Source organism: Catenulispora yoronensis, assembly GCF_039531695.1.
In the GTDB taxonomy this organism is placed as follows: Bacteria; Actinomycetota; Actinomycetes; order Streptomycetales; family Catenulisporaceae; genus Catenulispora; species Catenulispora yoronensis.
Map to the genome: position 1 here is coordinate 43,110 of NZ_BAAAQN010000062.1, position 24,659 is coordinate 67,768.

A 24,659-nucleotide genomic window follows, 5' to 3' on the forward strand; every position below is an offset into this window, starting at 1 on the left:
GGCGTGACGGACCGTAAACTGGCGGAATATGAGCAGCTCAGAGGGCATAGCCGACCACCAGCCCCGCGTGCCGACCGCGCGGGTCCTGCTGCTCGGGCTGAACGGGCTGTTCTACGCGTTGTTGCTCGTCGGGCTGGTCGGGAGCGGCCGGCCGGCGGCGTGGGTGCTCGGGGCGGTGCTGGCCCTGGTGTACGCGCTCGGCCTCCGGCGTCCCGCGGAACGGCGGCGGGTGCTGGGGTGGCTGGCGGCGGTCGCCGGGTTGTGGGCGGCGCTGGTCGTGGTCGCGCCGACGGCGGCCTATGTGGCGTTCCCGCTGTACTTCGTGGTGCTGCACCTGCTGCCGCGGGCGTGGTCGGCGGCGGCGGTGGCGGCGATCACCGCGACGGTGGTCGCGACCCAGGCCACGACCAGCGGCGGCCTGACCGCGGCGAAGGTGATCGGGCCGTGCGCGGGAGCGGTGGTGGCGGTGCTGACCGCGTACGGCTACCTGGGCCTGTACCGCGAGGGGCGGCGGCGCCAGCAGCTGATCGACGAGCTGGTGCGGGCCCAGGCCGAGCTGGCCGCCTCGCAGCGGGCGGCCGGGCGGCTGGCCGAGCGGCAGCGGCTGGCCCGGGAGATCCACGACACGCTGGCGCAGGGCCTGTCGAGCATCGTGCTCCTGGCCCGGGGCGCCGAGAAGGGGCTGCCGGAAGCGGCGGCGGCGAGCGTCCGCGAGATCCGCGACACGGCGAGCGCCAACCTCGCCGAGGCCCGCCGGTTCGTCGCCGCGCTGACGCCGCCGGCCCTGGAGGACGCGACCCTCGGCGAAGCCCTGCGGCGGATCGCGGCCGGGCACCCGCGGGCGGTGTTCCGGGTGGACGGGGAGCCGTATCCGCTGGCGATGGAGGCCGAGGTGGCGCTGCTCCGGGCGACGCAGGAGGCGCTGGCGAACGTGGAGCGGCACGCGCACGCCGACCGCGCGGCGGTGACCTTGGCCTATCACGACGACCAGGTGACGCTCGACGTCTTCGACGACGGGGTGGGCTTCGACGAGGTCGCGTTCGCCGAAGGGGCCTTAGAGCACGGCGGCCTCGCCGGCGAACCGGGCCGGTCCCGCTTCGGTCTGCACGGCATGCGCGAACGGATCGCCGAGTTGGGCGGGACGCTGACGATCGAGTCGGCGCGGGGCGAGGGCACCGCGGTGGCCGTGGCGCTCCCGGTGCAGCGGCTCGGGATGCCGGACGGGGACATGGCGCCGAGCGAAGACGCGGCGCCAACCCGGATCGATCCCGACCAGGTCGGCGGCGGCCGAGCCGGATTCGGCGCCGTCCCCGGCGAGGCGATCGGATGATCCGCGTCCTGCTCGTCGACGACCACCCCGTCGTGCGGCGCGGGCTGCGCGCCCTGCTGGCCGATCTCCCGGAGATCGAGCTGGTCGGGGAGGCCGCGGACGGGGCCGAGGCGTTGGACCTGCTGGAGCGCGAGCGGCCGGACATCGTGCTGATGGACCTCCAGATGGGGTCCGGGATGCACGGTGTGGAGGCGACCCGGCGGATCGCCGCGCGGGCGGACGCGCCGGCGGTGCTGATCCTCACCACCTACAGCACCGACGCGGACATCCTCGCCGCCGTCGAGGCCGGGGCGGCCGGGTACCTGCTCAAGGACGCCCCGCCGGAGGAGTTGGCGACGGCAGTACGGGCGGCGGCGCGAGGGGAGACGGTGCTGGCGCCTCCGGTGGCGGCGCGGCTGCTCGGGCGCGTGCGGGCCGAGCGGCCCACGCTGTCGCAGCGGGAGGCGGAGATCCTGGAGCTGGTGGCCGAGGGATTGGCGAACCGGCAGATCTCGCGGCGGCTGTTCATCAGCGAGGCCACCGTCAAGACGCACCTGGTGCACATCTTCGGGAAGCTCGGCGTGGACAGCCGGACCGCGGCGGTGGCGGCAGCCGTGCAAGCAGGGCTGATCCGGCTTCAGCGGGCTTGACCCGGTTTCGGCGGCCGGAGCGGCGGTCGTAGGGTGGACAACTATGGAATTCCGTCATCTCGGCCGTTCGGGCCTGGTCATCAGCGAGATCGCGTACGGCAACTGGATCACTCACGGCTCCCAGGTGGAGGAGGACGCCGCGCTGGCGTGCGTGCGCGCCGCCCTGGACGCCGGGATCACGACGTTCGACACCGCCGACGTCTACGCCGGGACCCGGGCCGAGGCCGTGATGGGCCGGGCCCTGTCCGGGGAGCGGCGCGAGGGCCTGGAGATCTTCACCAAGGTGTACTGGCCGACCGGCCCGGGCCGCAACGACCGCGGCCTGTCCCGCAAGCACGTCATGGAGTCGATCAACGCCTCGCTGAAGCGTCTCCAGACCGACTACGTGGACCTCTACCAGGCACACCGCTACGACTACTCGACGCCGCTGGAGGAGACGATGACGGCGTTCGCCGACATCGTGCGCGCCGGCAAGGCCCTGTACATCGGCGTCTCGGAGTGGAAGGCCTCGGAGATCCGCGCCGCCAAGGCGCTGGCCGACGAGCTGCGGGTCCCGCTGATCTCCAGCCAGCCGCAGTACTCGATGCTGTGGCGGGTGATCGAGGCCGAGGTCGTCCCGACCTCCGAGGAGCTGGGGCTCGGCCAGATCGTCTGGTCGCCGATCGCGCAGGGCATCCTGACCGGCAAGTACCTGCCGGGCGCACCGCTGCCCGCGGGCAGCCGGGCCACCGACGAGGCGTCCGGCGCGGCGATGATCGGCGGCTTCGTCGCCAACCACGACCTGCTGACGGCGGTGCAGCAGCTCAAGCCGGTGGCGGAGTCGGTGGACCTGACGATGGCGCAGCTGGCGGTGGCGTGGGTGTTGCAGAACCCGAACGTCTCGGCGGCGATCATCGGCGCGTCCCGGCCGGAGCAGGTGACGGAGAACGTCAAGGCGGCGGGCGTGAAGCTGCCGGCCGAGGTGCTCAAGCAGATCGACGAGATCCTCGCCGCGCACATCGAGCGCGACCCGGCGAAGACGGTGTCGCCCGCGCGGCGGTCGTAGGGCAGTCGGTCGTAGGAGCAGGCGGCCGCGGGGCCCTACTGTGCCGGCAGCTCGCGCAGCAGCAGCCGGCACGGAACCCGCACCTTCCACGAGTGCGGCGCGATGGCGACATCGGCGGCGTCCTCGTGGAGGGTGACGCACTGCGCGGCGGCCAGGTGCAGCTGGCCGCGCCACGAGGGACTGTCCGCCCGCAGATTCCCGTCCGGCACATGGCCGAAGTAGCCCCAGCAGACGCTGACGGCCACCGCGCCCGCGAGCAAGCCGCGCCCCCGCTCGGTCTCGGCGGCGGCCGCGGCCATCCCGGCCAGCAGCAGCGCGGTGGCCGGGTACGCGTAACGGTCGGCGATGAAGCCGCCCTCGATGGTCAGTGCGAAGTAGAACACGACGCTGTAGGCGAAGGCCGCCTTCATGACATACGCCCGTGGATCAGACGCACGCAAGCGCGGATGCCGCGTCTGCCCCCGCAGGATCCACGCCAGCAGCCCGGCCACCAGTACCACGCCGACCAGCCAGAACTCCGCCGGTGGCCACAGCACGTGGCCTATGACATGCCTGATATACGCGCCGGTCGACAAGGGGATGTCGTATTCACGCTGGTGCGAACGCGACGACAAGGCCCCCATGAACACGACCCCGATGCCCTGATACAGCAGGCCGGCGGCCATTCCGGCCACCATCGGCCGGTTCCGGCGCAGCAGCGGGAAGAAGACGACCGCGAACGGGTCGCTGGCCACCGCCAGGAAGATCACCAGCGCCGACAGCACCTGGCCGCGCACGCTCCTCCCCCGGTACAGCGCGGCCCAGAACGAGGCGTACACGAAGTACCACTGCGCGTCGGCGATGTTGTTGCCCACCTCGGTCTGGGCCACCCAGGTCAGCGCCAGCGGCGCGGCGACCGTCGCGCACAGGAGCCGCGACCGCAGATGCGCCCGGCTGACCCGGTAGACGAAGACCGCCAGGCTGCTGGATATCAGCGCGCCGGTCACGGCCAGGACGATGGCCAGGTACGCGAGCGGGAACAGGCGTGCGACGTCGACGGCCACGCGCGGGACCAGGTGCAGGTAGCCGTTGTACGGCGTGATCAGGAGTCGTAACGGCCCGCTGTGCAGGCTCTCCTTGAAGAACAGGGCCCCGTCCTCGGCCCAGACGGTGTCGGTGGCGCCGGTGCCCCTGACCCGGAGCAGGGACAGCAGCGTCAGCAGGGGTATGACGGCGATCATGGCGAGCATAACGCTGAAGAGTCCCGGCCCGCGCCCGATCGTTGCGCGGTCGGCGGAATTCGCAGAACGTTGATTCGAGGCACCTGTCAGAAGCCTGACAACGCGGCTATGCTCCGGCGTGACCACCGATTCGATCACGCCTGGAGTTCTCTCATGAGGAGAAAAGCCCTCGTCGCGCGGTGCGGCGTCCTCGCCGCCGGGTTGCTCGCGGCCGTCGCCGTGCTGCCGGCCGGCGGCGCCCAGGCTGGAACCGGAGCGGCCGGAACCGCGGTCGTGGCCGCCGGCCTGCTGACCGACGCACAGCTCGCGGCGCTCACCCCGGCGGCACTGGCCGCGCGGCTGGCGCCGCTGCGGGCCGTGGCGAACGCCGTCGGCGCCGCCGGGCGCGGCCCGGTCGCCGACGTCTACGGCAACCTGGCGATCGACGCCGGCAGCGACCTGGTGACGGTCTATCTCACCGATCCGGCGCAGGCCAAGCGGGTGCTGACCGCGGCCCGAGCCGTCGATCCGGCGATCGACGGCGGCCTGATCCGGTTCCTTCCGGCCGCCGCCACCCACGCCGCGCTGGACGCCGCCGCGCGGCGCGTCGTGGCGCTGGCCGACGCCGGGCAGCTGCCGGTGCACGTCGACCTGGTCGGGCCGGCGGCCGACGCCTCCGGGCTGGAGCTGGACGTGGACGACACGGTGGCGGCGAGGTCGGCGCTGACCGCGACAGCCACGACGGCCACGACAACCACAACGGCCACCTCGCTGGCCGCCTCCCTCGGCGTACCGCTGGTCTACAAGCCCGGACACGCCCTCCAGGTGAAGTCGTGGGCCGATGTGAAGTGGCACGACAGCACCCCGTTCATCGGCGGCGACGCCATCACCGGCAGCGGCTCGGGACACGGCTGCACCGCCGGCCTGCCGGCCGTCCGCAAATCCGACGGGCACCCGATCATGATCACCGCGGCGCACTGCTACGGGGTCGGCACCGCCGTCTACACCCGGGCCGGGACCGCCGGGGACTACTCGAACGGGCTGAAGGGCAACTACGTCGGGACCGTCACCGCGCGGGTGCAGGAGTGGGACGCCGAGACCATCGACGGCGCGAACAACAACGCCGACGAGTCCGACACCACCGGATGGCTGCCGCTGACCAGCTTCGCGTATTCGTACAACGGCGACTACGTCTGCCACGACGGACAGCGGTCGTTCTTCATGGGGCACCCGACACCGTGCAACATCAAGGTCTCCAACCAGGACATGTACTGCGGGCCGAGCACCGGATGCCCAGGGCTGTCGTACACGGCGCGCGGCGTGTGGGGCAACGCGGTGAACAACGGCTGGGGCGCGGCCGGCGGGGACAGCGGCGCGACGATCTTCGCGGTCGGGTCCGGCGGGGTGCGGCAGGCCCGCGGGCTGCTGTCCGACGGCACGCCCGGGGACGGGACGCCGGGGGTGTTCTGGACCGAGGCCACGGACATCTTCAACGCCTTCGGCTTGACCTTGAATCCGCAGACCTGATCCTCTGGTGGACGGACCGGCCGGCGGGGCCGGACCTCGACCCCGTATCCGGAACGGAGAACGCACGCCGTGCTGTCCTCAGTGCTGCCCGCCGAAGTGGCGGTCGCAGAGGCCTTCGACGATCCCGAGGACGCGGTCCTCTTCCCGGGCGAGGAGGCAGCGATCTCGCGGGCGGTGGCCAAACGGCGCCGCGAATACATCACGACGCGGCACTGCGCGCGCCTGGCGATGGTCCGGCTCGGCCTGCCGCCGATGGCCGTCGGCAGCGGCGGCAACCGGGAGCCGCTGTGGCCGGAGGGCGTCGTGGGGAGCCTGACGCACTGCGACGGGTACCGGGCCGCGGCGGTGGCCCGGTCCGGGTCGGTGGGCGGCGTCGGGGTGGACGCCGAGCCGCACGCGCCGCTGCCGGACGGCGTGTTCGACACCATCGCGCGGCCGGACGAGGTGCCGATGCTGGCCGAGCTGGCGGCGGCGCGGCCGCACGTGTGGTGGGACCGGCTGATGTTCAGCGCGAAGGAGTCGGTGTACAAGGCCTGGTTCCCGGTCGCCGAGCGGTGGCTGGGGTTCGGGGACGCGTCGCTGGATCTGGAGCCGGGCGAGGACCGCCCGGACGGGACCGTCGCCGGCGGCTACACGGTGCGGATCCACCAGGCCGGGGCGCCGGTGACCCGGATGACCGGGCGGTGGATCGTGGAATCAGGATTCGTACTTACGGCGATCACGCTCTGACGGCGAGCGCGCTCCGGCTCCGACCGGCGGGCCGCCGGCCCGGACCAGCGACTCAGGGTTCTGATGCGGTTTGCCCGGCGGCCGGGCCGGGCAGGCTCCAGCAGTGGCGCTCACCGTGAAGTTCGACGGCACAGACACCCCCACCGCCGTGGTCGGCCACAGCGTCGAGGCGATCGCCGCCGGGACCCAGGTCCTGTCGCTGGCCACCGCCGACGCCGCCGGCACGCCGCACGCCAACATGGCGTTCTTCGCCCTGGGGCGGGAGTTCGACCTCTTTTTCGTCAGCGAGCCGAGCACGCTGCACGGCCGCAACGCCGAGGCGCGCGCGCAGGCGTCGGCGGCGATCTGGCTGCCGCCGCCGGAGTTCGGGGAGGGGCTGCGCGGGATGCAGCTGACCGGGGAGTGCGGCATCGCGCGCGGAGCGGACGCGCTGGCGGCGTTCGAGGCGTATCAGGGCCGTTTCCCCGGTTTCGGGACGGATCCCGCGGTGCGGGAGTCGTTCCTGGACGGCAGCGCGGCCGCGAGCCTCTACCGATTCCGGGTGGCGCGGCTGCGACTGGTCGACGAGCCGAACCTCGGGCGGCGTAATTACTTGGATTTGACCGTCCTGCGCTGACCGCTGATGCCGGGTCGGACGCCCGAGGTCCGGCGGGTGGTCGAACGGGGGACCCCATGACGTGCCGTTTCTGTCCGACGTTGTGGTTGCGGCCCGCAATCGGGTAAACAGGCGTGCGTGAGGAACGGGCTGGTCGAGGGCATGTCCCTGCGTGCGGTGCTGCGGGAATCAGGAGCGATGGCGCCGGAGGCAGCGGCCTCGGTGCTGGCCGGGACGCTGTTGACGCTGGCGGGAGTGCACGGTGACGTGTGCCCCGAGAACGTGTTGGTGGACGCCGAGGGCGGGCTGACCGTCACCGGCTTCGACGCCCCCGACCCGGAGTTCGACCCCGACGAACCCACCTATTTGGCCCCGGAACGCATCGACGGCGATCCGGCGACACCCGCCGCGGACGTCTTCTCGGCCACCGCGGTCTTCTTCGAATGCCTCACCGCCGAGCCGCCCTTCCGCGCCGCCACCCCGGAAGACCTGGCCGCACTCCACGAATACACGCAGATCATCGCCGAATTCGCCCCCGAGGAACTGCGCCCCCTGATCCAGCGCGGCCTGTCCGCCGATCCGGCCGACCGCCCCGCCACCGCGCACGAGTTCCTGGAAGAGGTCGACCTCATCGTCGGCGCGGCCTACGGTGCGGACTGGCAGGCGCGCGGCCGCGCCCAGCTGGCCGCGCTGGCGGCGGCGACGGCCGACTCCGACGGGGCGGAGCTGGCGGAGCCGGACTCGATGCCGGAGCCGCCGCCGGTCGGGGAGCCGATCGATGAGCAGTTGTTGGGGTTGGAGGCCGGGGCGGAGGACGAGTCCGGGACCGCCGACGCAGACAAGACCGAGGTGTTGGGCGAGAACCTGGCCGAGGTCGAAGACAGCGAGCTTGTTGCCGACGCGGAAGCAGACGAGGTCTTGGGCGAGGACCTGGCCGAGTCCGAAGACAGCGAGCTTGCCGTCGATGACTTGCTGAGTGCGTTCGATGAGCTTGCTCCGCACTCAGCGTCTGCTGAGGAAGCTTCTGAAGAAGTCTCCGAAGACGAGCCGGTCGATACCGAACCCGACAGTGAAACCGAAGCCGAAGCCGACATCGAAGCTGAAGCCGACGCCGCTCCGGAGCCGGAAGCCGAACCAGAAGCAGAAGCAAAACCTGAGACAAAAGCCGAGGCCGAAGCCGAAGCAGAACCTGAGGCTGAAGCTGAGCCAGAAGCCGAGGCTGAGGCCGAGGCAGAACCTGAGGCTGGGGCAGAAGCTGAGGCAGAAGCTGAGCCAGAGCCCGAAGCCGCTCCCCCACCCGCCGCCCCATCCCCGCGCCCGCTGATCTCGCCGAGCATCCAGGCCGACATCGATCACGACTGGGTGATCCCGGACAAGCCGACTCCGCAGGCCCCGCGCTCGTTGTCGGCGTACGCGAACAGCCTCCCGAGTCTGCCGCGGCCGGGGACGCCCGAGGCCGAACCGGAGCCGGTGGCCACCAGCGCGCCGGACGACTGGTTCCGGCCCGGGATGGTCGGGCCGGCGGATCGGGCGCCTCGGCCGGCGCGGCCCACGGCGTTCCTTGAGCCGCCGGACGAGGAGAAGACGGTCGCTCGCAGGTTCGAGCCGGCGTTCGAGGGGCCCGGGCCGGACGAGGAGGACGACGACGAGTTCGGCGATCCGGGTGGCCCGCGGCGTAAGACGCTGGTCGGGGCGGTGACCGCCGCGGTGTTGCTGGTGGCGGGCGCGGCGGCGGTGGTGCTGGGCGGGTCGGGGGGCTCGGGGCCGTCGCCGGCCGCGCAGTCGTCGACCGGGGGTGCGGTGTCCGGCAGTCCGACCGGGAGCGCGACGCCCACCGCGCCGACCGGCACTGACAGCCCGACGCCGTCGCAGTCGTCGTCGAACGCCCTGCCCGTGCGGCGTTCGACGCACACCACTTCCAAGAGCAAGTCGCCGAGCTCCAGCTCCCCGCCGAGCTCGCGGTCGTCGGGTTCGGACAACGGGCCGACGTCCAGCTCGTCGAGTTCCAGCGCGGCGCCGTCCGACACCCCGACCAGCACCGCCGGTTCGACGTCGGCGCCCAGCAGCAGCTCGATCGCGCCGACGCACTCGTCGAGCAGCCCCGGCGAGTCGCATTCCTCCAGCCCCAGCCCGAACACCACGAACTGAACCGAGGAGGCTAGGCCCCGAGCCGCGCCGGCTCCCCCACCAGCGCCCGCCATCGGAACCCCCAGGCCATCGGCGACCGGCGCGACCGCACGATCGGGTAGCACGCCAGCCCGACCAGCGTGGCCGTGAAGTGGCCGACGTCCGTGAACGTGCGTCCCCGCAGCATGGCCTGTCCGTAGAACAGCACCACGCCCGCCGCGTAGACCCAGCGCATCCACCCGCGCGGCCACCAGTACGCCAGCACCGCCACCACCCCCGCCAGCGCGTAGCTGACGCCGTAGTCGAGCGTGTAGCGCTTCCACTCCGGGGCCAGGCCGTGGCGGATCGCCAGCGCCAGCACCCCCTCGCTCGCGTACGTCGCCGCCACGTGGGAGATGAACGCCACCGCCAGCCAGCGGGCCGTGCCCAGCCAGCGCTCCGCCTGGGCGTGGAAGATCGTGTAGAGCCCGAGGTAGAACAGCCAGCTGCTGCCGTCGATCCACAGCGCCGACTGGATCAGCACGCGCACCGGCTCCTTGGTCAAGTAGTTGATGTTGGTGCTGCGGCGCTCCAGGATCCACTGCTCGGAGTGGGGATCGGCGTGCCGGAGGACGACCGTGGTGACGAGCAGGATGACCAGCCAGAGATAAGTGCCGGGGGCGCTGCGGATATACGTCCACACCCCGCGCGCCGCCCGCTTCACCATGGGTACAGCGTCACCGGCCGGTCACAGACGTGCCAGTACGGGTACCGCCGAACGGGCGAATCGTGGGAGGCTGCGCCGTGGACATCTCCAGTCTCGACGACGTGTGGCACCGGGTGACCGGCGTCCAGCCCGACCCGCCCCGCAACCTGGTGCTGGCGGTGGGCGCGGCGGCCCTGCTCACGGTGCTGTGGCGCCCGGTGTGGCGGATCGCCCGCAACACGGTGACCATCGCCCACGAGGGCGGGCACGCGGCCGTGGCGCTGCTGTGCGGCCGCCGGCTGTCCGGAGTGCGGCTGCACCACGACACCTCCGGCGTCACCGTCTCCTACGGCAAGCCGCGCGGCCTGGGCATGGTGCTCACGGTGATGGCCGGCTACATCACGCCGAGCCTGGTGGGCCTGGGCGGCGCCTGGCTGCTCGCGGCCAAGCACATAACGCTGCTGCTGTGGGCCAGCGTCCTGCTGCTGGCGCTGCTGCTGATCTCGATCCGGAACTTCTACGGCGGGCTCACGGTGGTCCTCACCGGCGGCGCGGTGTTCGCCGCCTCGTGGACCGACAACACCGACGTGCAGGCCGGCTTCGCCTATCTGATGGTGTGGTTCCTGCTGCTGGCCGGGGTGAAGCCGGTGCTGGAGCTGGGCCGGACCCGGGCCCGGACCGGGGCCCGGGACTCCGACGCCGACCAGCTGCACCGCCTGACCGGCTTCCCGGCGGGCGGCTGGCTGTTCGTGTTCGCGCTGGTCGCGCTCGGGTGCGCGGTGGCCGGCGGCCGGTGGCTGCTGCACGTGTAGGGGATAACTCGCAGCCCTATAAATGCAGCCCGATCAGGCCGACGAAGATCGGCCCGGTCAACGGCAGCAGGAAGTTCGACAGCGTGTACGTGATCGTGTAGCCGATCATCGGCACGCTGCTCTGCGCGGTGTTGGTGACCGCGGTGATCGCCGGCGTCGAGCACTGCTGGCCGGCGATGGCGCCGATCAGGATCGGTTTCTCGATCTTCAGGAACCGGCGCCCGATCCACAGCCCCAGGAACGCCGGGATCAGCACCATCGCGATGCCGGACAGCGGCAGCAGCAGCGGGTACTTCTTCAGCAGCGGCCCGGCGTCCGGCCCGGCGGACAGGCCGGTGACCGCGATGAACACCGCCAGGCCCAGGTCCTTCATGGTGGCCGCGGCCACCGGCGGGTAGGCCCCGAAGGTGGGCTTGGTGGAGCGGAACCAGCCGAACATCAAGCCGCTGATCAGGCAGCCGCCGCCGGTGCCCAGGGTCAGGTTCGCCGATCCGAGGTGCACCACGACCTCGCCGAGCAGCACGCCCAGGCAGATGCCCAGGCCGATGTAGATCCAGTCCGCGCTCTCGGTGCGGACCTTGGCGCCGAACGCCTTCTGGAACCGCTCCACCTTGGACTTCGTGCCGACGACGTTCAGCGTGTCGCCGATGTGGATCTCGGTCTCGCCGGTGGCCGGCAGGTCGTTGCCGAGCCGGTTGACGCCGGTCAGGTAGACGCCCTCGTTCGGCTCCGGGAACCGGCGGTTGATCTCGTTGACCGACAGGCCGTTGATCTCCTTGGTGGTCACCACCAGCTCGCGCTGCGCCAGCGGGCTGTCCAGGCCGGGGATCGCGCTGGTCTCCGGGCCGAGCTCCCTGCCGGCCGCCATCACCGCGTTGCGCTGCCCGACCACCAGGACCCGGTCGCCGAGCGCCAGCCGCAGCCGCGGGTCGACCGTCAGCACCTTGGTGCCGCGCTTGACGCCCTCGACCGAGGCGTGCACCCCGACCGACTCCTCCAGCGCCTGGATCGTCAGGCCGTCGCCCTTGGTGATCTGGTAGGTGCGGCCCACCAGCGCCGGCATCGCGGCTTCCTGGTCGGAGTCCAGCGTGGCGTTGCCGCCGCGCATCTTCTCCCAGAGCTTGCGGGATGCCTCGGCCAGGTCGATCCTCAGCAGCCGCGGGAAGATCTGGCTGGTCAGCAGCACGATCGAGATCAGGCCGAACAGGTAGCAGACCGAGTAGGCGGTGGCGACGTGCGCGGACAGGGTCTGGACCTGCTCCGGGGTGATGCCGGGCAGCTTGGAGATGGCGTCCTGCGCGGTGCCGACGACCGCCGACTCGGTCGCGGACCCGGCCAGGATGCCGGCACCGGTGCCGGTGTCCAGGTCGGCAACCTTGGTGATCGCCGTCGCCATCAGCAGGACGACGATCATCTCCATCAGCGACAGCACACCGAACCGCAGGCCCTTGGCGTTCAGGTTGGCCACGAACCCGGGCCCGGCGATGTAGCCGAGGGAGAAGATGAACAGTGCGAAGGCGACGTTCTTGACGTCGGCGTTCACGGTGATGTGCTTGCCGTTGACGGTCTGCGCGCCGATCACCATCGACACGATCAGGACGCCGCAGATACCGCCCAGGGTGATCGGGCCGACCCGCAGCTTGCCGACCAGGTAGCCCAGCGCCAAGCAGGCGAACAACGCGAGGACCGCGTTCTCTTGCATCAACTTCAGCACACGAGGATCTGACCTCGGATCCGCCGCTCCCCGCCTGCGGTCGCGCCCGAACGGGTGAGGCGCGCGTGATCGGTGTGGCGCGCGGTCGTTAGTCAGCGGGTCGGCGGTGAGCGGCCGGCAGCGAGCGGGAGGAGCGCGGTGCCCTTCTTCAAGAGGCGCAAGGACGGCAAGGACCAGGATCAGGACGCGGAGGGGGACCACGGGTCGGGCAGGCACCGGGGGCCGTCGGGCAGTGCGATCGGCGGCGCCTTCTCGGGGTCGATGGACACCCTCGGCGAGAGCGTCGACGCGGCGTGGCAGGGCCTGAAGAACGTCGGCGAGGCGTTCCGCGACCCGCGGCGGGTGGGGGTGCGGGCCGCCGAGGAGCCGACCGCCGAGTGGCTGCGGCAGCTCGCCGCGCTGCTGAGCAAGATCGGGGCGGAGATCCTGCGCTCCGGGGAGAACACCGTCGACACCGAGAAGCAGGTCGTGGACATCGCGGCCCGGTACGGCGTGCACGCCCGGTGCTTCGCGCTGCCGAGCGGGATCTTCGTCCGGGTCGAGACGGCGACCGGCGCCGACCCGGGCAGCGAGATGGACTTCGCCCCGGTCGCCGACGGCGTCATGCAGCTCGGCCAGGTCGAGGTGCTGCAACAGCTGGTGCAGCGGATGCGCGACGAGGTGGTGCCGTTCGGGGACGTGCGCGAGGCGCTGCGCGGCGAGCAGGCGATGCCGCGCCGGTTCCGGCCGTCGGCCGTGATCTCCGGCTACGCACTGCTGACCGTGGCGCTCGGGCTGCTCCAGCACCCGACCCTACCCTCGGCGCTCGGCTACCTGGTGGCCGGCACCGCGGTCGGCGTACTGCAATACCTGGTCCAGCGCTATGCCCCGCCGCTGCTGACGCTGCTCCCGGTGGCGGCCGCGATCCTGGTGACGGCGCTGTCGCTGCGCTTCGCCGGGCCGGTCCTGCACGAGAACCCGGACTTCCTGTTCATCCCGCCGCTGATCGGGTTCCTGCCCGGCGCCGCGCTCACCCTCGGCGCGATCGAGCTGGCGACCGAGTCCACCCTGTCCGGCCTGGCCCGGCTGGCCGGAGCCGCGAACGTGCTGCTGATGCTGGCGCTGGGCATCCTGGTGGCCACCGACACCGTGCACGCGCGGCCGGTCGCCCGCCCGGCGCCGCAGACACTCGGCGCCTGGATCGGCTGGGCCGCGGTGGTGCTGCTGGCGATCGGCTTCACGCTGAACAGCGACGCCCCGCGCCGCTCGGTCACCTGGCTGATCGCGGCGCTGCTGGTGACCCGCGTGGTGCAGACGGTCGGCACGGTGATCGGCGGGCAGGTGCTGGGCGCCTTCGTGGCCGGCATGGGACTGCCGCTGACCGCGAGCCGGATCGGCAAGCGCGCGGCCATCCCGGACCAGGTGTTCTTCCTGCCCGCGTTCTGGATGCTGGTCCCCGGCGCCCACGGCCTGTCCGGAGTGCAGCAGCTGCTGGTGAACCACAGCCCGGCCGGCTGGCAGACGCTGCTGAACGTGCTGGTCACGGTGGCGGCGATCGCGCTCGGCGTGCTCGCCGGGGCATCGTTGCGGCGGACCACACGGCTGGAGGTGCTGCCGGCGGAGCAGGGGGCGGGGGCGGGCGCGGCGGAGTGAGGGGGTTGGGGCGGCGCCCCTTTCCCCTCAGCCCTCGTCGATCCGGTTCCGCCGCTTGCGGAAGAAGCCGCTGAAGGCTGCGAACAGGGCCACGATCAGGCCGATGCCGAGCAGGCCGGGCTGCCAGTGCTTGGCGGCGGGGCCGGTGGCCGAGGCGGCGTCGGGGCCGTCGGTGAGCTGTTCGCGGACTGTGGCGCAGGCCAGGGCCGGGCCGGAGGCCGAGCTGCGGGCGCAGGCGGTGGTGGTGAATTGGCGGGCCGCCGCGGGGCTGGTTCCGGGGCCGCCGCCGGTGGGGTCGGCGGGCTTGGCGTCGCGGGTGCGGGGGGTGAGGTGTTCGGACTCCTCGACCGTGCCGGCCATCACCTGGTCGGTGAAGACCAGGGTCTGCCCGGCCGGGACGTCGGCGGTCCAGCGGACGTTCGAGCCCTCCTGGGTCGCCTTCGGGCTGGAGTCGACGAGTTGGAAGCCGTTCGGGACCAGGTGGAAGACCTCCAGGTGCGGGTAGGAGGCCGCGGAGTCGTTCTCGACCCGGACTGTGTAGTCGATGACGTCGCCGGAATGGGCCGAACGGGTGTCGTCGGTGATCTCCACCCGCACTCCGGAGCCGGTTCCGGAGCCGGAGCCGGTGGTGTCGGCGGGCAGGGCGCCGGCCCGGGCCGCGAGCGTGGACAGGGTTCCGACGGTCACCGCCAGGGCGGCCATCACGGCCACCGTCGCAGTACTGCGCATCATCGTCCGCATACCCCTCCTTCGGCATCGGAGGGGTCCGGCCTTTAACCCGTACGGATCCTCCGGCGTTTCGATCAGGGCCGGAACGGCCGATGTCACCCCCGTGAGTGATCCCTCGGTGCCCCCGCGGCCGGACCCCGGCCCGCCCTGGCGGGCCGAGGGCACGCCGCCGCCGGGGCGGGGCGGGCCGCCGCAGAAGCCGCAGCGCGGGCCGAACGTGCCCGGGGGCTGGCCGCGGCTGCTGCTCACCATGCTCGTGGTCTTCCTGATCACCGATCTGCTGCTGTCGCTGTTCACCGGCGGCCCGGGCTCGACGAAGGTCCCTTACACCGAGTTCACCAAGCAGGTGGCCGCGAACAACGTCAAGGACGTCTACTCCAAGGGCGACGCCATCCAGGGCGACCTGAAGGAGAAGGCGCCCAAGCCCGACGGCGACAGCGGCACCTACTCCAGTTTCGACACCCAGCGCCCCTCCTGGGCCGAGGACCAGCTGTGGCAGCAGCTGTCCGGCAACGGGGTGACCATCACCGCCAAGCCGGTGGTGCAGGGGCAGAGCTTCCTGGTCAACCTGCTGCTGTCGCTGGCGCCGGTGGCGCTGCTGCTGGGCCTGTGGATGCTGGTGGCCCGGCGGATGAGCTCCGGCGCGCTGGGCGGCCTGGGCCGGCGCGGACCGCCGAAGCCGGTGGCGCCGGAGGAGGGCAAGCGGACCACGTTCTCCGACGTGGCCGGCATCGACGAGGTCGAGGCCCAGCTGACCGAGGTCGTCGACTATCTGAAGAACCCGGCGCCGTTCCAGCGGATGGGCGCGCGCATGCCCGGCGGCGTGCTGCTCGCCGGACCGCCCGGCACCGGCAAGACCCTGCTGGCGCGCGCGGTGGCCGGCGAGGCGAACGTCCCGTTCTTCTCGGCCTCCGCCTCGGAGTTCATCGAGATGATCGTGGGCGTCGGCGCCTCCCGCGTCCGCGAGCTGTTCGCCGAGGCCCGCAAGGTGGCCCCGTCCATCGTCTTCATCGACGAGATCGACACCATCGGCCGGGCCCGCGGCCGCGGCGCCGCCGTCGGCGGCCACGACGAGCGCGAGCAGACCCTGAACCAGATCCTCACCGAGATGGACGGCTTCACCGGCAGCGAGGGCGTCGTCGTGGTGGCCGCCACCAACCGCGCCGACATCCTGGACCCCGCCCTCACCCGCCCCGGCCGCTTCGACCGCGTGGTCCAGGTCGCCCCGCCGGACAAGGCCGGCCGGGAGTCCATCCTCAAGATCCACACGCGCCGCATCCCGCTCGCCCCCGACGCCGACCTGCGCCAGGTGGCGGCCCTGACCCCGGGGATGACCGGCGCCGATCTGGCGAACCTGGCCAACGAGGCGGCCCTGCTGGCCGTGGCGCGCCATCGCACCGACGTCGGGCCGGCCGAGTTCTCCGCCGCCCTGGAGAAGATCCAGCTCGGCGCCGAGCGCCCGGTGCTGATCCCCGAGGAGGACCGTCGGCGCACCGCCTACCACGAGAGCGGCCACGCCCTGCTCGGCATGCTCCAGCCGGGCGCGGACCCGGTCCGCAAGGTGACGATCGTGCCGCGCGGGCGCGCGCTCGGCGTGACCCTGTCCACGCCCGAGAACGACCGCTACTCCCACACCGAGGACTACCTCCGGGGCCGGATCTGCGGCGCGCTCGGCGGCATCGCGGCCGAGCAGGTCGTCTACGGCGACGTGACGACCGGCGCCGAGAGCGACCTGGAGCAGGTGACGGCGATCGCCCGCGGCATGGTCGGCCGCTGGGGCATGAGCGAGCGCATCGGCCGCCTGGTCGCCATCCCCGAGGACGCGTCGCAGGCCTACGGCCTGTCGGCGGCCCCGGCGACGCTCGACGCGGTCGACTCCGAGGTCCGGCGCATCGTGGCCGAGTGCTATGAGAAGACAGTCCGAACACTGATCGAGAACCGCGAGCGCCTGGACGCTTTGGCGACGGCGCTGATGGAGCACGAGTCGCTGGACGAGGCGGACGCCTACCGCGCGGCGGGAGTGCCGCGGCAGGGGACGGCCGACGAGTAGCGGCGTGAGGCCGACACCTGCTGTGCGCTCGACCGACGAGGAGCAGCGTGCTGGCGACACCTGTTGTGCGTTCGACCGACGAGGAGCGGCACGCGGCCGACACGCATTGTGCGTCCAAGCGACGGGCAGTCTTCGCGCGCCGAGAGCCTGGCCTTCACCAGGGATTTCGCTATCGTGACAGTGTGCTGAGCCGCCTGCCGTCCGACGTCTGGCACTACGTGCGCGACGCCCCAGGCACCTATCTCTGGCTCGTCGCGTTGCTGGTCACGTCGCGGTGGATGGCGACGATGCCGGCCGAGCGGTCAGCCAGAGTGCTGGCGGCGAACTCCACCAACTTGGCGCGGCTGCGGCGAGCGCCGCTCTTGGTGTTGGTGACCAGCGCGTTCTTCACCGCGGGGACGAGTTGGCTGTTCTACCTCGTCACCTACAGCGTGTTCCACGCTCCGGCCGAGCACTGGCTCGGCACGTGGCGCTGGCTCGCGGTCATCGCACTGGCGCATGTCGGAGCCACGCTGATCAGCCAGGGATCGGTCTGGTACCGGATCCGCAAGGGCGAGTTGCCCGCGTCCGAGCGGGAAGCGTCCGACTACGGCGTCAGCTACGCGCAGGCCGGAGCAGCCGCGGTGCTGGCGTGGCGGATCCCGCTGCCATGGCGGATCGCGTATCTCGTGGTCCTGATCGCTTTCTACCTCTACGGGCTCGCCAAGGACCGGCGGGACTTCACGGCGTTGGGGCATGTGTGCGCCGTCGCCATCGGGCTGTGCTGCTTCTGGCTCGCGCCGTGACGGCTCCCAGCCCGCCGGCCGCCAACCCTCCAGCCCGTCAGCCCTTCTTCCCGCCGTCCTCGCGCGCCGGCCGCACCCTGATGGCGACGAACCGGCTCGCCTCCCAGTCCAGCTGCGCCTTCTGAGCCGCGTGCCAGGTGCACAGCCCCAGCAGGTTGCCCACAGCGTGGTCGTCCTTCTTCCCCGCGTGCACGACCATCGTCGCCGCACGCCCGCACCGCATGTTGAACTCGGCACGCCGCCATTCGCAGCGCCGCTCGCAGCGCCGCATGACCTTGCGCACCAGCCGGTTCCAGTTTCGCGGCAGCTTCACCAGACCCTGTGATCCACTCACATGGAGTAGTTCCCCTGAATATCGCATCAGTGCGCGGAACGCTCGTCCTGATCACCTCAATGAGTGACGTGACGATCACTTGGATACGCTCGCAATATGTTGAACGTCACCTCCGTCCTCCTCCGGCGCACACCCGTCGGCGGACAACCCGAGGTCCTCATGGGGCTGAAGAAGACCGGGCTCGGCGCGGGGATGATCAACTGCCCCGGCGGCAAGCTGGAACCCGGGGAGACCCCGGCGGAGGCGGCGGCGCGGGAGCTCATGGAGGAGACCGGGATGACCGTCGCGGTCGCGGACCTCGTCCCCGCCGCCGACGTGGTCTTCCGCTTCCCGGACGTGCCGGAGTGGGGGGACCTGCGGCTGTATTTCTTCACCGCGACGAGCTTCGCCGGGGAGCCGCGGGAGTCCGACGAGATCGCGGCCGACTGGATCCCGGAAGCCGAGATCCCCTATGACCGGATGTGGGACGACACACATCGCTGGTTGCCGGACGTGATCGCGGGCGAGTACGTCGTGATGGACTTCGACTACGCCGGACGCGACAAAGTGGCCGGGTACCGACGCCTCGCGTCCCGCCCGGGCGGGTCTTGAGCTTCCTGAGAAAACCGCAGGCCCGCCGCATGCGACGGGCCTGCGGAAGGAACAAGAGACGGACCGAAAGACGGACCGATCACGGTGCTGCCCGAAGCTCCGTTCAGTGTTCGACCGGGTGCAACGACATCGGGCCGTAGACCACGCCGCCGTCCTCCAGCAGCGTGACCTGGTCGACCCCGGCGTCCAGCAGGTCCTTCCAGTTCTCGCCGATCCAGGTCTCGGCATCGGCCTGGGTGCTGAACTCCTCGGGCTTGGCGCCGGTATCCTTCTCGCCGCCAGCGGTGTCTTCATAACGCCACACGAAAGTCACAGTGTTGACCCTTCCCATTTCCCAGCCGTCGCCGCCCAGAGTAACGCGGACATTGCTCCTCGGCGGCGCGCGCTCCGGGAAGTCCACCGAGGCAGAGCGCAGGCTCACTCTGCTGGCTGACGACGCGGTGTATGTCGCGACCGGCGGCCTCCGTGCGGGTGACGACGACTGGGCCGACCGGGTCCGGCACCATAGGGAGCGGCGCCCGGCGTCCTGGGAGACGGTCGAGACGACCGCGGTCGCGGAGCTGCTGCGCGCCGCCACGCGTCCGGTGCTCGTCGACTGCCTGACGCTGTGGCTGACCGCGATGATGGACGAGGTCGACGCCTGGGACGACACGGCGTGGCACGACCAGGGCCGGCAGGCGCTGGCCGAGCGCTTCGACGAGTTGGAGGACGCCTGGCGCGCCGCGCCGGTGCCGGTCCTGGCGGTGAGCAACGAGGTCGGCCTCGGGATCGTGCCGGAGGCCGCCGGGGTGCGCCGGTTCCGGGACGAGCAGGGCCGGCTGAACCAGCGGATCGCGGCGGCCTCGGACTCCGTGGTGCTGATGGTCGCCGGCATCGCCATGACCGTGCGGTGACCGGTGGCGGTGCGGTGACCGACGATCGTGCGGTGACCGGTGGCCGTGCGGTGAACTGCGCGTCATGGTTCCCCGGCGGCGCCAATCCCCTCACAGCCCTCTGATCCGAGCTGCACTATGCTCGGCTCGCTGCATTCCAGGAGCAGGTTGGGGGACCTCGTGATCGACGCCGAAGACCGCATCGGCCTGGTGGTCGGGGACCGCTACCGCCTGCTCGAACGCCTCGGCGCCGGCGGGTTCGGGCACGTCTGGCGGGCCCGGGACGAGACGCTGCGCATCGACGTGGCCGTCAAGGAGGTCCGGCTGCCCGCGGTCCTGACCCGCCGCGAGCACGCCGAGCGCCTGGAGCGCGCCGAGCGCGAGGCGCGCAACGCCGCGCGGCTGCGGGACCACCCGAACGTGGTGGCCGTGCACGACGTGGTGGTGCAGGACGGCGTGCCGTGGACCGTCATGCAGCTGATCCCCGGCCGCACGCTGGAGGCACAGCTCACCGATCGCGGACCGCTGCGCCCGGAGGACGCCGCGCTGGTCGCGAAGGCGCTGCTGAGCGCGTTGCGGGCGGCGCACGCGGCGGGGATCGTGCACCGGGACGTGAAGCCGGCGAACGTGATGCTGACCCCGGACCGCGAAGTGGTGCTCACCGACTTCGGGCTCGCGGTCGCCCAGGCCGACACCTCGCTCACCGCGACCGGCAGCGTGATGGGGTCGATGGAGTACCTGGCCCCCGAGCGGGCCGAGGGCCGGGACGGGATGCCCGCCAGCGACCTGTTCTCGCTGGGCGCGACGCTGTATCAGGCGGTGGAGGGCGTGTCGCCGTTCCGCCGGGAGACGGCGACCGCGACGCTCAAGGCCGTGCTGCTGGACGAACCGCCGCCGCCCCGGCACGCGGGGGCACTGGCGCCGGTGATCATCGGGCTGCTGGTGAAGGATCCCCAGCGGCGGCTCGGGATCGACGACGCGGCGGCGATGGTCGAGGCGATGCAGAGCGGTTCGGCGCTGATGTCCGCCTCCGCGGTGGGATCCATGGCCGGATCGACGCGTGGATCCGCGCCTGGATCCTCGATGGGGTCCGCGGTGGGATCCGCGACCGGATCCGTGCCGGGGTCGTTGCCGCGGCCTCGATCGGCGGCGGCGGTGCCGACCCGCAACGTCCCCCTCCCGGCCGCCCCCACTCCGCCCGCGGTCCGACGCGCGCCGGGCGGCGCCTGGTCGAAGGCCATGCCGTGGGTGATGGCGCTGGCCGGGCTGATCGTCGCGCTGGTGGTCTCGCTGTGCACGCATCAGACGGTGCACAGCTATCGCGGAACGCTGCGGACGTTGAGCAAGGCGGCGCCGAGCGTGTTCCCGGGCATCCTGATCGGCACCGTGGTGTCGTGGGTGTTGGCGGCGGTGGCGGCGGACCGGTTGCGGCCGTCGGGGGCGCGGTCCGTCCCGCGCCGTTCGGCGCAGATCGCGGGCTACGGGTTCGGCGGACTCGCCTTCGTGCTGGCGGTGGTCGGCGCCGGCGCGTACGACCGCAAGACGGCGACGTTCAACGAGACGTTGGCGCACGAGGCGCGGGGGCCGTGGACGGAGGCGCATCCGGCGGCGGTCGCGTGGCTGCTGCCGCTGTTCGCGGTGGTGTTCTTGATCGTCTACTGGAACGTGGAGGCCGCGGGCCGGGCCGCCGGTGCCAGGGCGACCTCCCCGCGTGGGGCGGGCCGCCGCTAGGCTGTTCGCACCATGGACGCGCCCGAGAACCCTACCTCCGAGTCGGCCGAGCAGCCCGAGCCCGTCGCGACGCCGGCCGAGGCGGCCCCGGCCGAGGCCGCCGCCGCTGAAATCGCTGCCGAGGCCGCTGACGTCGTCGAGGCCGCCGAGGCCGTCGAGGCCGCCGCCGAAGCCGCCGCCGAAGCCATCGCCGAAGCCGCGGCCGAGCTTGCCCCCGGCCCCGCGCCCCTCGACCTGGACAAGCTCGCCGACCAGGCCGACCGTCCCGACGAGGCCGCGCGCGACGAGCTGCGCGCCCGCCTGGCCGGCCTCGCGATCCCAGCGGCCGGCCTCGGCCGGCTGGAGGAGCTGGCGATCTGGCTGGCCGGCACGCGCGGAACCGCCGAGCCCCGGCCGATCGAGCGGGCCCGGGTCGTCGTGTTCGCCGGCGACCACGGCGTCGCCGCGCTCGGCGTCTCCGCGACCGCGCCCGAGGACGCGGCGGCCGTGACCGCGGCCCGGGTGAAGCAGATCGAGGACGGCGGCGGCGCGGTCGGCGTGCTGGCCCGGCTGCACGGCGCTACCGTTCGCGTGGTCGACGTCAACGTCGGCAGCCCGTCCGGCCGCATCGACCACGAGGATGCCGCGACACGCGCCGAGATCGAGGAGGCGTTCCGCGCCGGGATGGCGATCGCCGACGCCGAGGCCGACTCCGGCGCCGACGTGCTGATCCCGGCCATGGTCGGGGTCGGCGGCAGCACCGTGGCCTCGGCCCTGTCCGGGGTGCTGACCGGCAAGGACGCGGGCGCGGTCACCGGCCGTGGCTCAGGCATCGACGACACCGCCTGGATGCGCAAGTGCGCCGCGGTGCGGGACGCGATGCGCCGCGGCCGTCCGGTGCTGGGCGACCAGTTGGAGCTGCTGACCAGGATCGGCGGCCGGGACTACGCCGCGCTGACCGGTTTCCTGTTGCAGGCCGTGGTGCGGCGCGTGCCGGTGCTGCTGGACGGCGTCACCACGACCGCCTGCGCGATGCTGGTGCAGCGCATCGCCTACCGCTCCCCGCAGTGGCTGCTGGCGGGCGCACTGTCGGCGGAGCCGGCGCACAAATCGGCGGTGGACCGGCTGTCGCTGAACCCGCTGATCGACGGCTACGCGGTGCGCCAGGCCGAGGGCGCGCTCGGGCTGCTGGCACTGCCGCTGGTGAAGGCGGCCGCGGCGCTGGCCGCAGAGCTTCAGACCTTCGGCGAGGCGGAGATCCCGGAGCCGGTGCTGCGGTCCCGGGTGTGACCCGGGGCGTCGCCTTCGCCGGACTGCGCTTGGCCTTCTCCACCCTCACCGCGCTGCCCGTCGGCCCGCCGCCGGTCGTGGACCGCGCGGTCGCGGGCCGGGCGATGGCCTGGGCCCCGGCGGTCGGCCTCGTCCTCGGCGGTTCCGCGGGCGCGGTCGCGGCGGGGCTCGGCTGGTGGACCGCCAGCCCGGCCGTCGCGGCGGTCGCGGGCGTGGGGACGGTGGCGGCGCTGACCCGGGGCCTGCACCTCGACGGCCTCGCCGACACCGCCGACGGCCTGGGCTCGGCGAAGCCGCCGACCGAGGCGCTGCGCATCATGAAGGCCTCGGACATCGGCCCATTCGGCGTGATCACACTGGTGCTGGCACTGCTCGGGCAGGTACTGCTGCTCGCGGGCGCCTGGGGACGACACGGCGCGTGGTATGGCGTCTGCGCGCTGGCGCTCGCCTGCGTGGTCGGGCGGCTGGCGGTCACGTGGGCCTGCCGGCCGGGCGTCCCCTCGGCGCGGCCGGACGGCCTCGGCGCGTGGGTGGCCGGGAGCGTGTCCCGCGTCGGAGTCGCGGTGGCGACGGCCGCGAGCCTCGCGGTCGCCGGCGTGGCAGGGCTCTGCGTCGCCGACGGTGTGCGCTGGCTGCTGTGGCCGGGCGCGGTCGTGGTCGGGATCACCGCCGCGTTCGGGATGCTGCGGCACACGAATCGGCGGTTCGGCGGCATCACCGGTGACGTGCTGGGAGCCCTTGTCGAAACCGGCCTGACCGCAGCGCTGTTGGTTCTGGCACGCTAAGGCGGCATGGGAGATCTTGACGCGCTCGCTGCGGGCGATTTCCAGGGCGCCTCGATCAAGGTCGCGGAGCCGGGTGTCCAGCTCGCGTTGGGGAGCCACGGCTATGTCGAAGCCACGGCGAGCTTCTTCCGGGTGGACGACCCTCGCTGGCATTTGTCAGCCGCCAGCCGCCGCACGGATGAGGCCGTTCCTCCGAGAATCGGCGAACGTATCTTGAGGCACACCGACGTGCCGGGGATATTCGACGCCTGTCAGAGCTGCCTCGGATCAGGCCAGCTACTGCTCGATGCTTCGCGGCAGCCGAATGAGTGTTCTGCGGGATCCAGACCCGTCGACGCTCCGGATCGGCTTGGCGGACTTCCGGGCCGCGGAGTTGTGAGCGCCGCGGCCCGGGTCGGGATCCGGATCCGGATCGGATCAGGATCTGGTCAAACCGGAATCAGGGTCACGCCGGGGTCACGCCCCACCGGCCACGATCCCCCACGTGTGCGACACGCTCTGCCCCGGCGCCAGCACGATGACGCCCTTGCCGTCGTTGAAAGCGTTCGGCGGGCAGCTCATCGGCTCCACCGCGAGTGCCGACCGGCGGTACGGGTCTTCCAGCGGGTCGCCGGAGAACAGCTGCACCCATTCCAGCCCTGCGCCGAACCACATCGTCGCGCCCTCGGTCCCGCGGCCCAGTGTCACGCGGGCGTTGCCGTCGGCGTCGCGGCGGATCTCGGTGTAGGCGGTGTCCAGGGTGACGTTGTGCAGTGCGCGGATCTCGCGGAAGTCGTAGGGCGTGCCGGCGACCGGCACCTCGCATTGCGGGATCATCCGCTCGTCGACCATCAGCCATTCGCCGGCCGGGACGCGGAGCTCGCCCTGCGGGCCGTCGAGGCCGCCGTCGACCTTCAGGTAGGCGTGGGAGCCGATGCCGTAGGGCGCGTCCCACTCCCCTGCGTTGCGGGCGGTCACCGAGATCGTCAGGCCGCTGCTCTCGTCGAGTTCGTAGCGGGCCGTCAGCTCCAGGGGGAACGGGTAGCCCGGGTGCGGCTCCAGGCTCAGAGCCAGGGTCACGGCGGAGTCGGTGCGGGACTCCACGGTCCAGGGCTCCCGGCGGGTCAGGCCGTGGATCGCGTTGTCGCGGGCCGGTTCGGTGATCTCCAGCTCCCGCTCGACGCCCTCGAAGGTGTACCTGCCGTCGCGGATCCGGTTCGGCCACGGGATCAGCAGCTGGCCGCTGCCGCCGACCGGGACGCCGTCCTCGGGGAACTCCATCACCAGTTCGCGGTCGTTCAGTCGCAGGGACCTGAGACCGGCGCCGAGCTCGGTCACCACCGCCGTGTACTGGCCCGCCCGGATCTCGTACTGCTGTCCGGTCGGCCGCACGCTGCCATCGATCATTCCGCCATGGTCCCATGGCGGCCTTGAGCCCGCGCGCACGGGCCGGTCGACGGACGCCGGTGCCGAGATCGGTGGCGCGGGGGCGGTGAAAGTTCCACCGGCG

The 24,659-nt window shown here is 72.3% G+C and carries 23 protein-coding genes; 16 read left to right on the forward strand and 7 right to left on the reverse strand.

Going from position 1 to position 24,659, the window contains the following annotated elements; all coding sequences use genetic code 11:
• The first annotated feature begins 28 nt into the window (after nt 1–28).
• The 3 genes from ABD481_RS36975 to ABD481_RS36985 are packed head-to-tail and all read left to right on the forward strand — an operon-like array spanning nt 29 to nt 3,004.
• Nucleotides 29–1,330 carry a sensor histidine kinase gene (locus tag ABD481_RS36975; RefSeq protein ID WP_344670517.1) on the forward strand — a complete coding sequence of 434 codons (1,302 nt, stop codon included), beginning with the start codon at nt 29–31 and terminating at the stop codon, nt 1,328–1,330.
• Entirely contained in the window at nt 1,327–1,959 is a 633-nt protein-coding gene (locus ABD481_RS36980; RefSeq protein ID WP_344670518.1) for a response regulator, read from the forward strand. The genes ABD481_RS36975 and ABD481_RS36980 overlap by 4 nt, the downstream gene beginning before the upstream one ends.
• Nucleotides 1,960–2,002: 43 nt before the next feature.
• A complete protein-coding gene (locus ABD481_RS36985; protein WP_344670519.1) occupies nt 2,003–3,004 on the forward strand; it encodes an aldo/keto reductase family protein in 1,002 nt (333 codons plus the stop codon).
• Between the two features lie 35 nt (nt 3,005–3,039).
• On the opposite strand, the gene ABD481_RS36990 is transcribed toward ABD481_RS36985, so the two are convergent.
• Nucleotides 3,040–4,224, reverse strand: coding sequence for a hypothetical protein (locus ABD481_RS36990; RefSeq protein WP_344670520.1), 1,185 nt, complete (start codon nt 4,222–4,224; stop codon nt 3,040–3,042).
• 153 nt (nt 4,225–4,377) lie between these two features.
• Between ABD481_RS36990 and ABD481_RS36995 the strand changes: the two genes are divergently transcribed.
• The 4 genes from ABD481_RS36995 to ABD481_RS37010 all read left to right on the forward strand — a co-directional run bounded on the left by ABD481_RS36995 (nt 4,378) and on the right by ABD481_RS37010 (nt 9,202).
• Nucleotides 4,378–5,730, forward strand: coding sequence for a chymotrypsin family serine protease (locus ABD481_RS36995; protein ID WP_344670521.1), 1,353 nt, complete (start codon nt 4,378–4,380; stop codon nt 5,728–5,730).
• A 69-nt stretch (nt 5,731–5,799) separates the two neighbouring features.
• Nucleotides 5,800–6,459 (forward strand): 4'-phosphopantetheinyl transferase family protein, encoded by a 660-nt coding sequence (locus tag ABD481_RS37000; protein WP_344670522.1) that lies wholly within the window; start codon nt 5,800–5,802, stop codon nt 6,457–6,459.
• Nucleotides 6,460–6,562: 103 nt separating this feature from the next.
• Nucleotides 6,563–7,075: a pyridoxamine 5'-phosphate oxidase family protein gene (locus ABD481_RS37005; protein WP_344670523.1), complete on the forward strand. Its 513-nt coding sequence runs from the start codon at nt 6,563–6,565 to the stop codon at nt 7,073–7,075.
• A gap of 117 nt (nt 7,076–7,192) precedes the next feature.
• Entirely contained in the window at nt 7,193–9,202 is a 2,010-nt protein-coding gene (locus ABD481_RS37010; protein ID WP_344670524.1) for a protein kinase domain-containing protein, read from the forward strand.
• A 10-nt stretch (nt 9,203–9,212) separates the two neighbouring features.
• Here the strand turns inward: ABD481_RS37010 and ABD481_RS37015 are convergent, their stop codons facing one another.
• The gene (locus ABD481_RS37015; RefSeq protein ID WP_344670525.1) at nt 9,213–9,887 is read right to left on the reverse strand and encodes a rhomboid-like protein; all 675 of its coding nucleotides are present in this window, start codon (nt 9,885–9,887) and stop codon (nt 9,213–9,215) included.
• A gap of 77 nt (nt 9,888–9,964) precedes the next feature.
• Between ABD481_RS37015 and ABD481_RS37020 the strand changes: the two genes are divergently transcribed.
• On the forward strand, nt 9,965–10,678 hold the full coding sequence (locus ABD481_RS37020; RefSeq protein ID WP_344670526.1) for a M50 family metallopeptidase: 714 nt from the start codon (nt 9,965–9,967) through the stop codon (nt 10,676–10,678).
• Between the two features lie 16 nt (nt 10,679–10,694).
• On the opposite strand, the gene aspT is transcribed toward ABD481_RS37020, so the two are convergent.
• Complete coding sequence (gene aspT, locus ABD481_RS37025; RefSeq protein WP_344670547.1) at nt 10,695–12,389, reverse strand: aspartate-alanine antiporter; 1,695 nt, start codon at nt 12,387–12,389, stop codon at nt 10,695–10,697.
• Nucleotides 12,390–12,530: 141 nt separating this feature from the next.
• Between aspT and ABD481_RS37030 the strand changes: the two genes are divergently transcribed.
• Nucleotides 12,531–14,024 carry a threonine/serine exporter family protein gene (locus ABD481_RS37030; RefSeq protein ID WP_344670527.1) on the forward strand — a complete coding sequence of 498 codons (1,494 nt, stop codon included), beginning with the start codon at nt 12,531–12,533 and terminating at the stop codon, nt 14,022–14,024.
• A gap of 27 nt (nt 14,025–14,051) precedes the next feature.
• Here the strand turns inward: ABD481_RS37030 and ABD481_RS37035 are convergent, their stop codons facing one another.
• Nucleotides 14,052–14,765: a hypothetical protein gene (locus ABD481_RS37035; RefSeq protein ID WP_344670528.1), complete on the reverse strand. Its 714-nt coding sequence runs from the start codon at nt 14,763–14,765 to the stop codon at nt 14,052–14,054.
• Nucleotides 14,766–14,856: 91 nt separating this feature from the next.
• Between ABD481_RS37035 and ftsH the strand changes: the two genes are divergently transcribed.
• Together ftsH and ABD481_RS37045 are read left to right on the forward strand one after the other, a co-directional pair.
• Complete coding sequence (gene ftsH, locus ABD481_RS37040; RefSeq protein ID WP_344670529.1) at nt 14,857–16,803, forward strand: ATP-dependent zinc metalloprotease FtsH; 1,947 nt, start codon at nt 14,857–14,859, stop codon at nt 16,801–16,803.
• A 182-nt stretch (nt 16,804–16,985) separates the two neighbouring features.
• The gene (locus tag ABD481_RS37045; RefSeq protein ID WP_344670530.1) at nt 16,986–17,588 is read left to right on the forward strand and encodes a rhomboid-like protein; all 603 of its coding nucleotides are present in this window, start codon (nt 16,986–16,988) and stop codon (nt 17,586–17,588) included.
• Nucleotides 17,589–17,625: 37 nt separating this feature from the next.
• On the opposite strand, the gene ABD481_RS37050 is transcribed toward ABD481_RS37045, so the two are convergent.
• Nucleotides 17,626–17,901, reverse strand: coding sequence for a hypothetical protein (locus ABD481_RS37050; RefSeq protein ID WP_344670531.1), 276 nt, complete (start codon nt 17,899–17,901; stop codon nt 17,626–17,628).
• 117 nt (nt 17,902–18,018) lie between these two features.
• Here ABD481_RS37050 and ABD481_RS37055 point away from each other — a divergent pair, with 117 nt between their 5' ends.
• A complete protein-coding gene (locus tag ABD481_RS37055; protein ID WP_344670532.1) occupies nt 18,019–18,513 on the forward strand; it encodes an 8-oxo-dGTP diphosphatase in 495 nt (164 codons plus the stop codon).
• Between the two features lie 103 nt (nt 18,514–18,616).
• Here the strand turns inward: ABD481_RS37055 and ABD481_RS37060 are convergent, their stop codons facing one another.
• Nucleotides 18,617–18,826 (reverse strand): hypothetical protein, encoded by a 210-nt coding sequence (locus ABD481_RS37060; RefSeq protein WP_344670533.1) that lies wholly within the window; start codon nt 18,824–18,826, stop codon nt 18,617–18,619.
• Nucleotides 18,827–18,830: 4 nt separating this feature from the next.
• Between ABD481_RS37060 and cobU the strand changes: the two genes are divergently transcribed.
• The 4 genes from cobU (at nt 18,831) to ABD481_RS37080 (ending at nt 23,170) form a co-directional block, all read left to right on the forward strand.
• On the forward strand, nt 18,831–19,406 hold the full coding sequence (cobU, locus tag ABD481_RS37065; RefSeq protein ID WP_344670534.1) for a bifunctional adenosylcobinamide kinase/adenosylcobinamide-phosphate guanylyltransferase: 576 nt from the start codon (nt 18,831–18,833) through the stop codon (nt 19,404–19,406).
• Nucleotides 19,407–19,553: 147 nt separating this feature from the next.
• Nucleotides 19,554–21,116 carry a serine/threonine-protein kinase gene (locus tag ABD481_RS37070; protein ID WP_344670535.1) on the forward strand — a complete coding sequence of 521 codons (1,563 nt, stop codon included), beginning with the start codon at nt 19,554–19,556 and terminating at the stop codon, nt 21,114–21,116.
• A gap of 12 nt (nt 21,117–21,128) precedes the next feature.
• A complete protein-coding gene (locus tag ABD481_RS37075) occupies nt 21,129–22,385 on the forward strand; it encodes a nicotinate-nucleotide--dimethylbenzimidazole phosphoribosyltransferase (protein WP_344670536.1) in 1,257 nt (418 codons plus the stop codon).
• Nucleotides 22,382–23,170: an adenosylcobinamide-GDP ribazoletransferase gene (locus ABD481_RS37080; RefSeq protein WP_344670537.1), complete on the forward strand. Its 789-nt coding sequence runs from the start codon at nt 22,382–22,384 to the stop codon at nt 23,168–23,170. The genes ABD481_RS37075 and ABD481_RS37080 overlap by 4 nt, the downstream gene beginning before the upstream one ends.
• Nucleotides 23,171–23,626: 456 nt before the next feature.
• Here ABD481_RS37080 and ABD481_RS37085 read toward each other — a convergent pair whose 3' ends face one another.
• Nucleotides 23,627–24,556, reverse strand: a complete 930-nt coding sequence (locus ABD481_RS37085) for an aldose 1-epimerase family protein (protein WP_344670538.1) — start codon at nt 24,554–24,556, stop codon at nt 23,627–23,629.
• Between the last annotated feature and the right edge of the window lie 103 nt (nt 24,557–24,659).

What these genes read in the sequence shown, in the direction of transcription:
- ABD481_RS36980 (WP_344670518.1), top strand. Translation starts at nt 1,327, where the DNA reads ATGATCCGCGTCCTGCTCGTCGACGACCACCCCGTCGTGCGGCGCGGG.
- ABD481_RS37015 (WP_344670525.1), bottom strand. Translation starts at nt 9,887, where the DNA reads ATGGTGAAGCGGGCGGCGCGCGGGGTGTGGACGTATATCCGCAGCGCC.
- ABD481_RS36975 (WP_344670517.1), top strand. Translation starts at nt 29, where the DNA reads ATGAGCAGCTCAGAGGGCATAGCCGACCACCAGCCCCGCGTGCCGACC.
- ABD481_RS37085 (WP_344670538.1), bottom strand. Translation starts at nt 24,556, where the DNA reads ATGATCGATGGCAGCGTGCGGCCGACCGGACAGCAGTACGAGATCCGG.
- ABD481_RS37055 (WP_344670532.1), top strand. Translation starts at nt 18,019, where the DNA reads ATGTTGAACGTCACCTCCGTCCTCCTCCGGCGCACACCCGTCGGCGGA.
- ABD481_RS36995 (WP_344670521.1), top strand. Translation starts at nt 4,378, where the DNA reads ATGAGGAGAAAAGCCCTCGTCGCGCGGTGCGGCGTCCTCGCCGCCGGG.
- ABD481_RS37035 (WP_344670528.1), bottom strand. Translation starts at nt 14,765, where the DNA reads ATGCGGACGATGATGCGCAGTACTGCGACGGTGGCCGTGATGGCCGCC.
- ABD481_RS37075 (WP_344670536.1), top strand. Translation starts at nt 21,129, where the DNA reads ATGGACGCGCCCGAGAACCCTACCTCCGAGTCGGCCGAGCAGCCCGAG.
- ABD481_RS36990 (WP_344670520.1), bottom strand. Translation starts at nt 4,224, where the DNA reads ATGATCGCCGTCATACCCCTGCTGACGCTGCTGTCCCTGCTCCGGGTC.
- ABD481_RS36985 (WP_344670519.1), top strand. Translation starts at nt 2,003, where the DNA reads ATGGAATTCCGTCATCTCGGCCGTTCGGGCCTGGTCATCAGCGAGATC.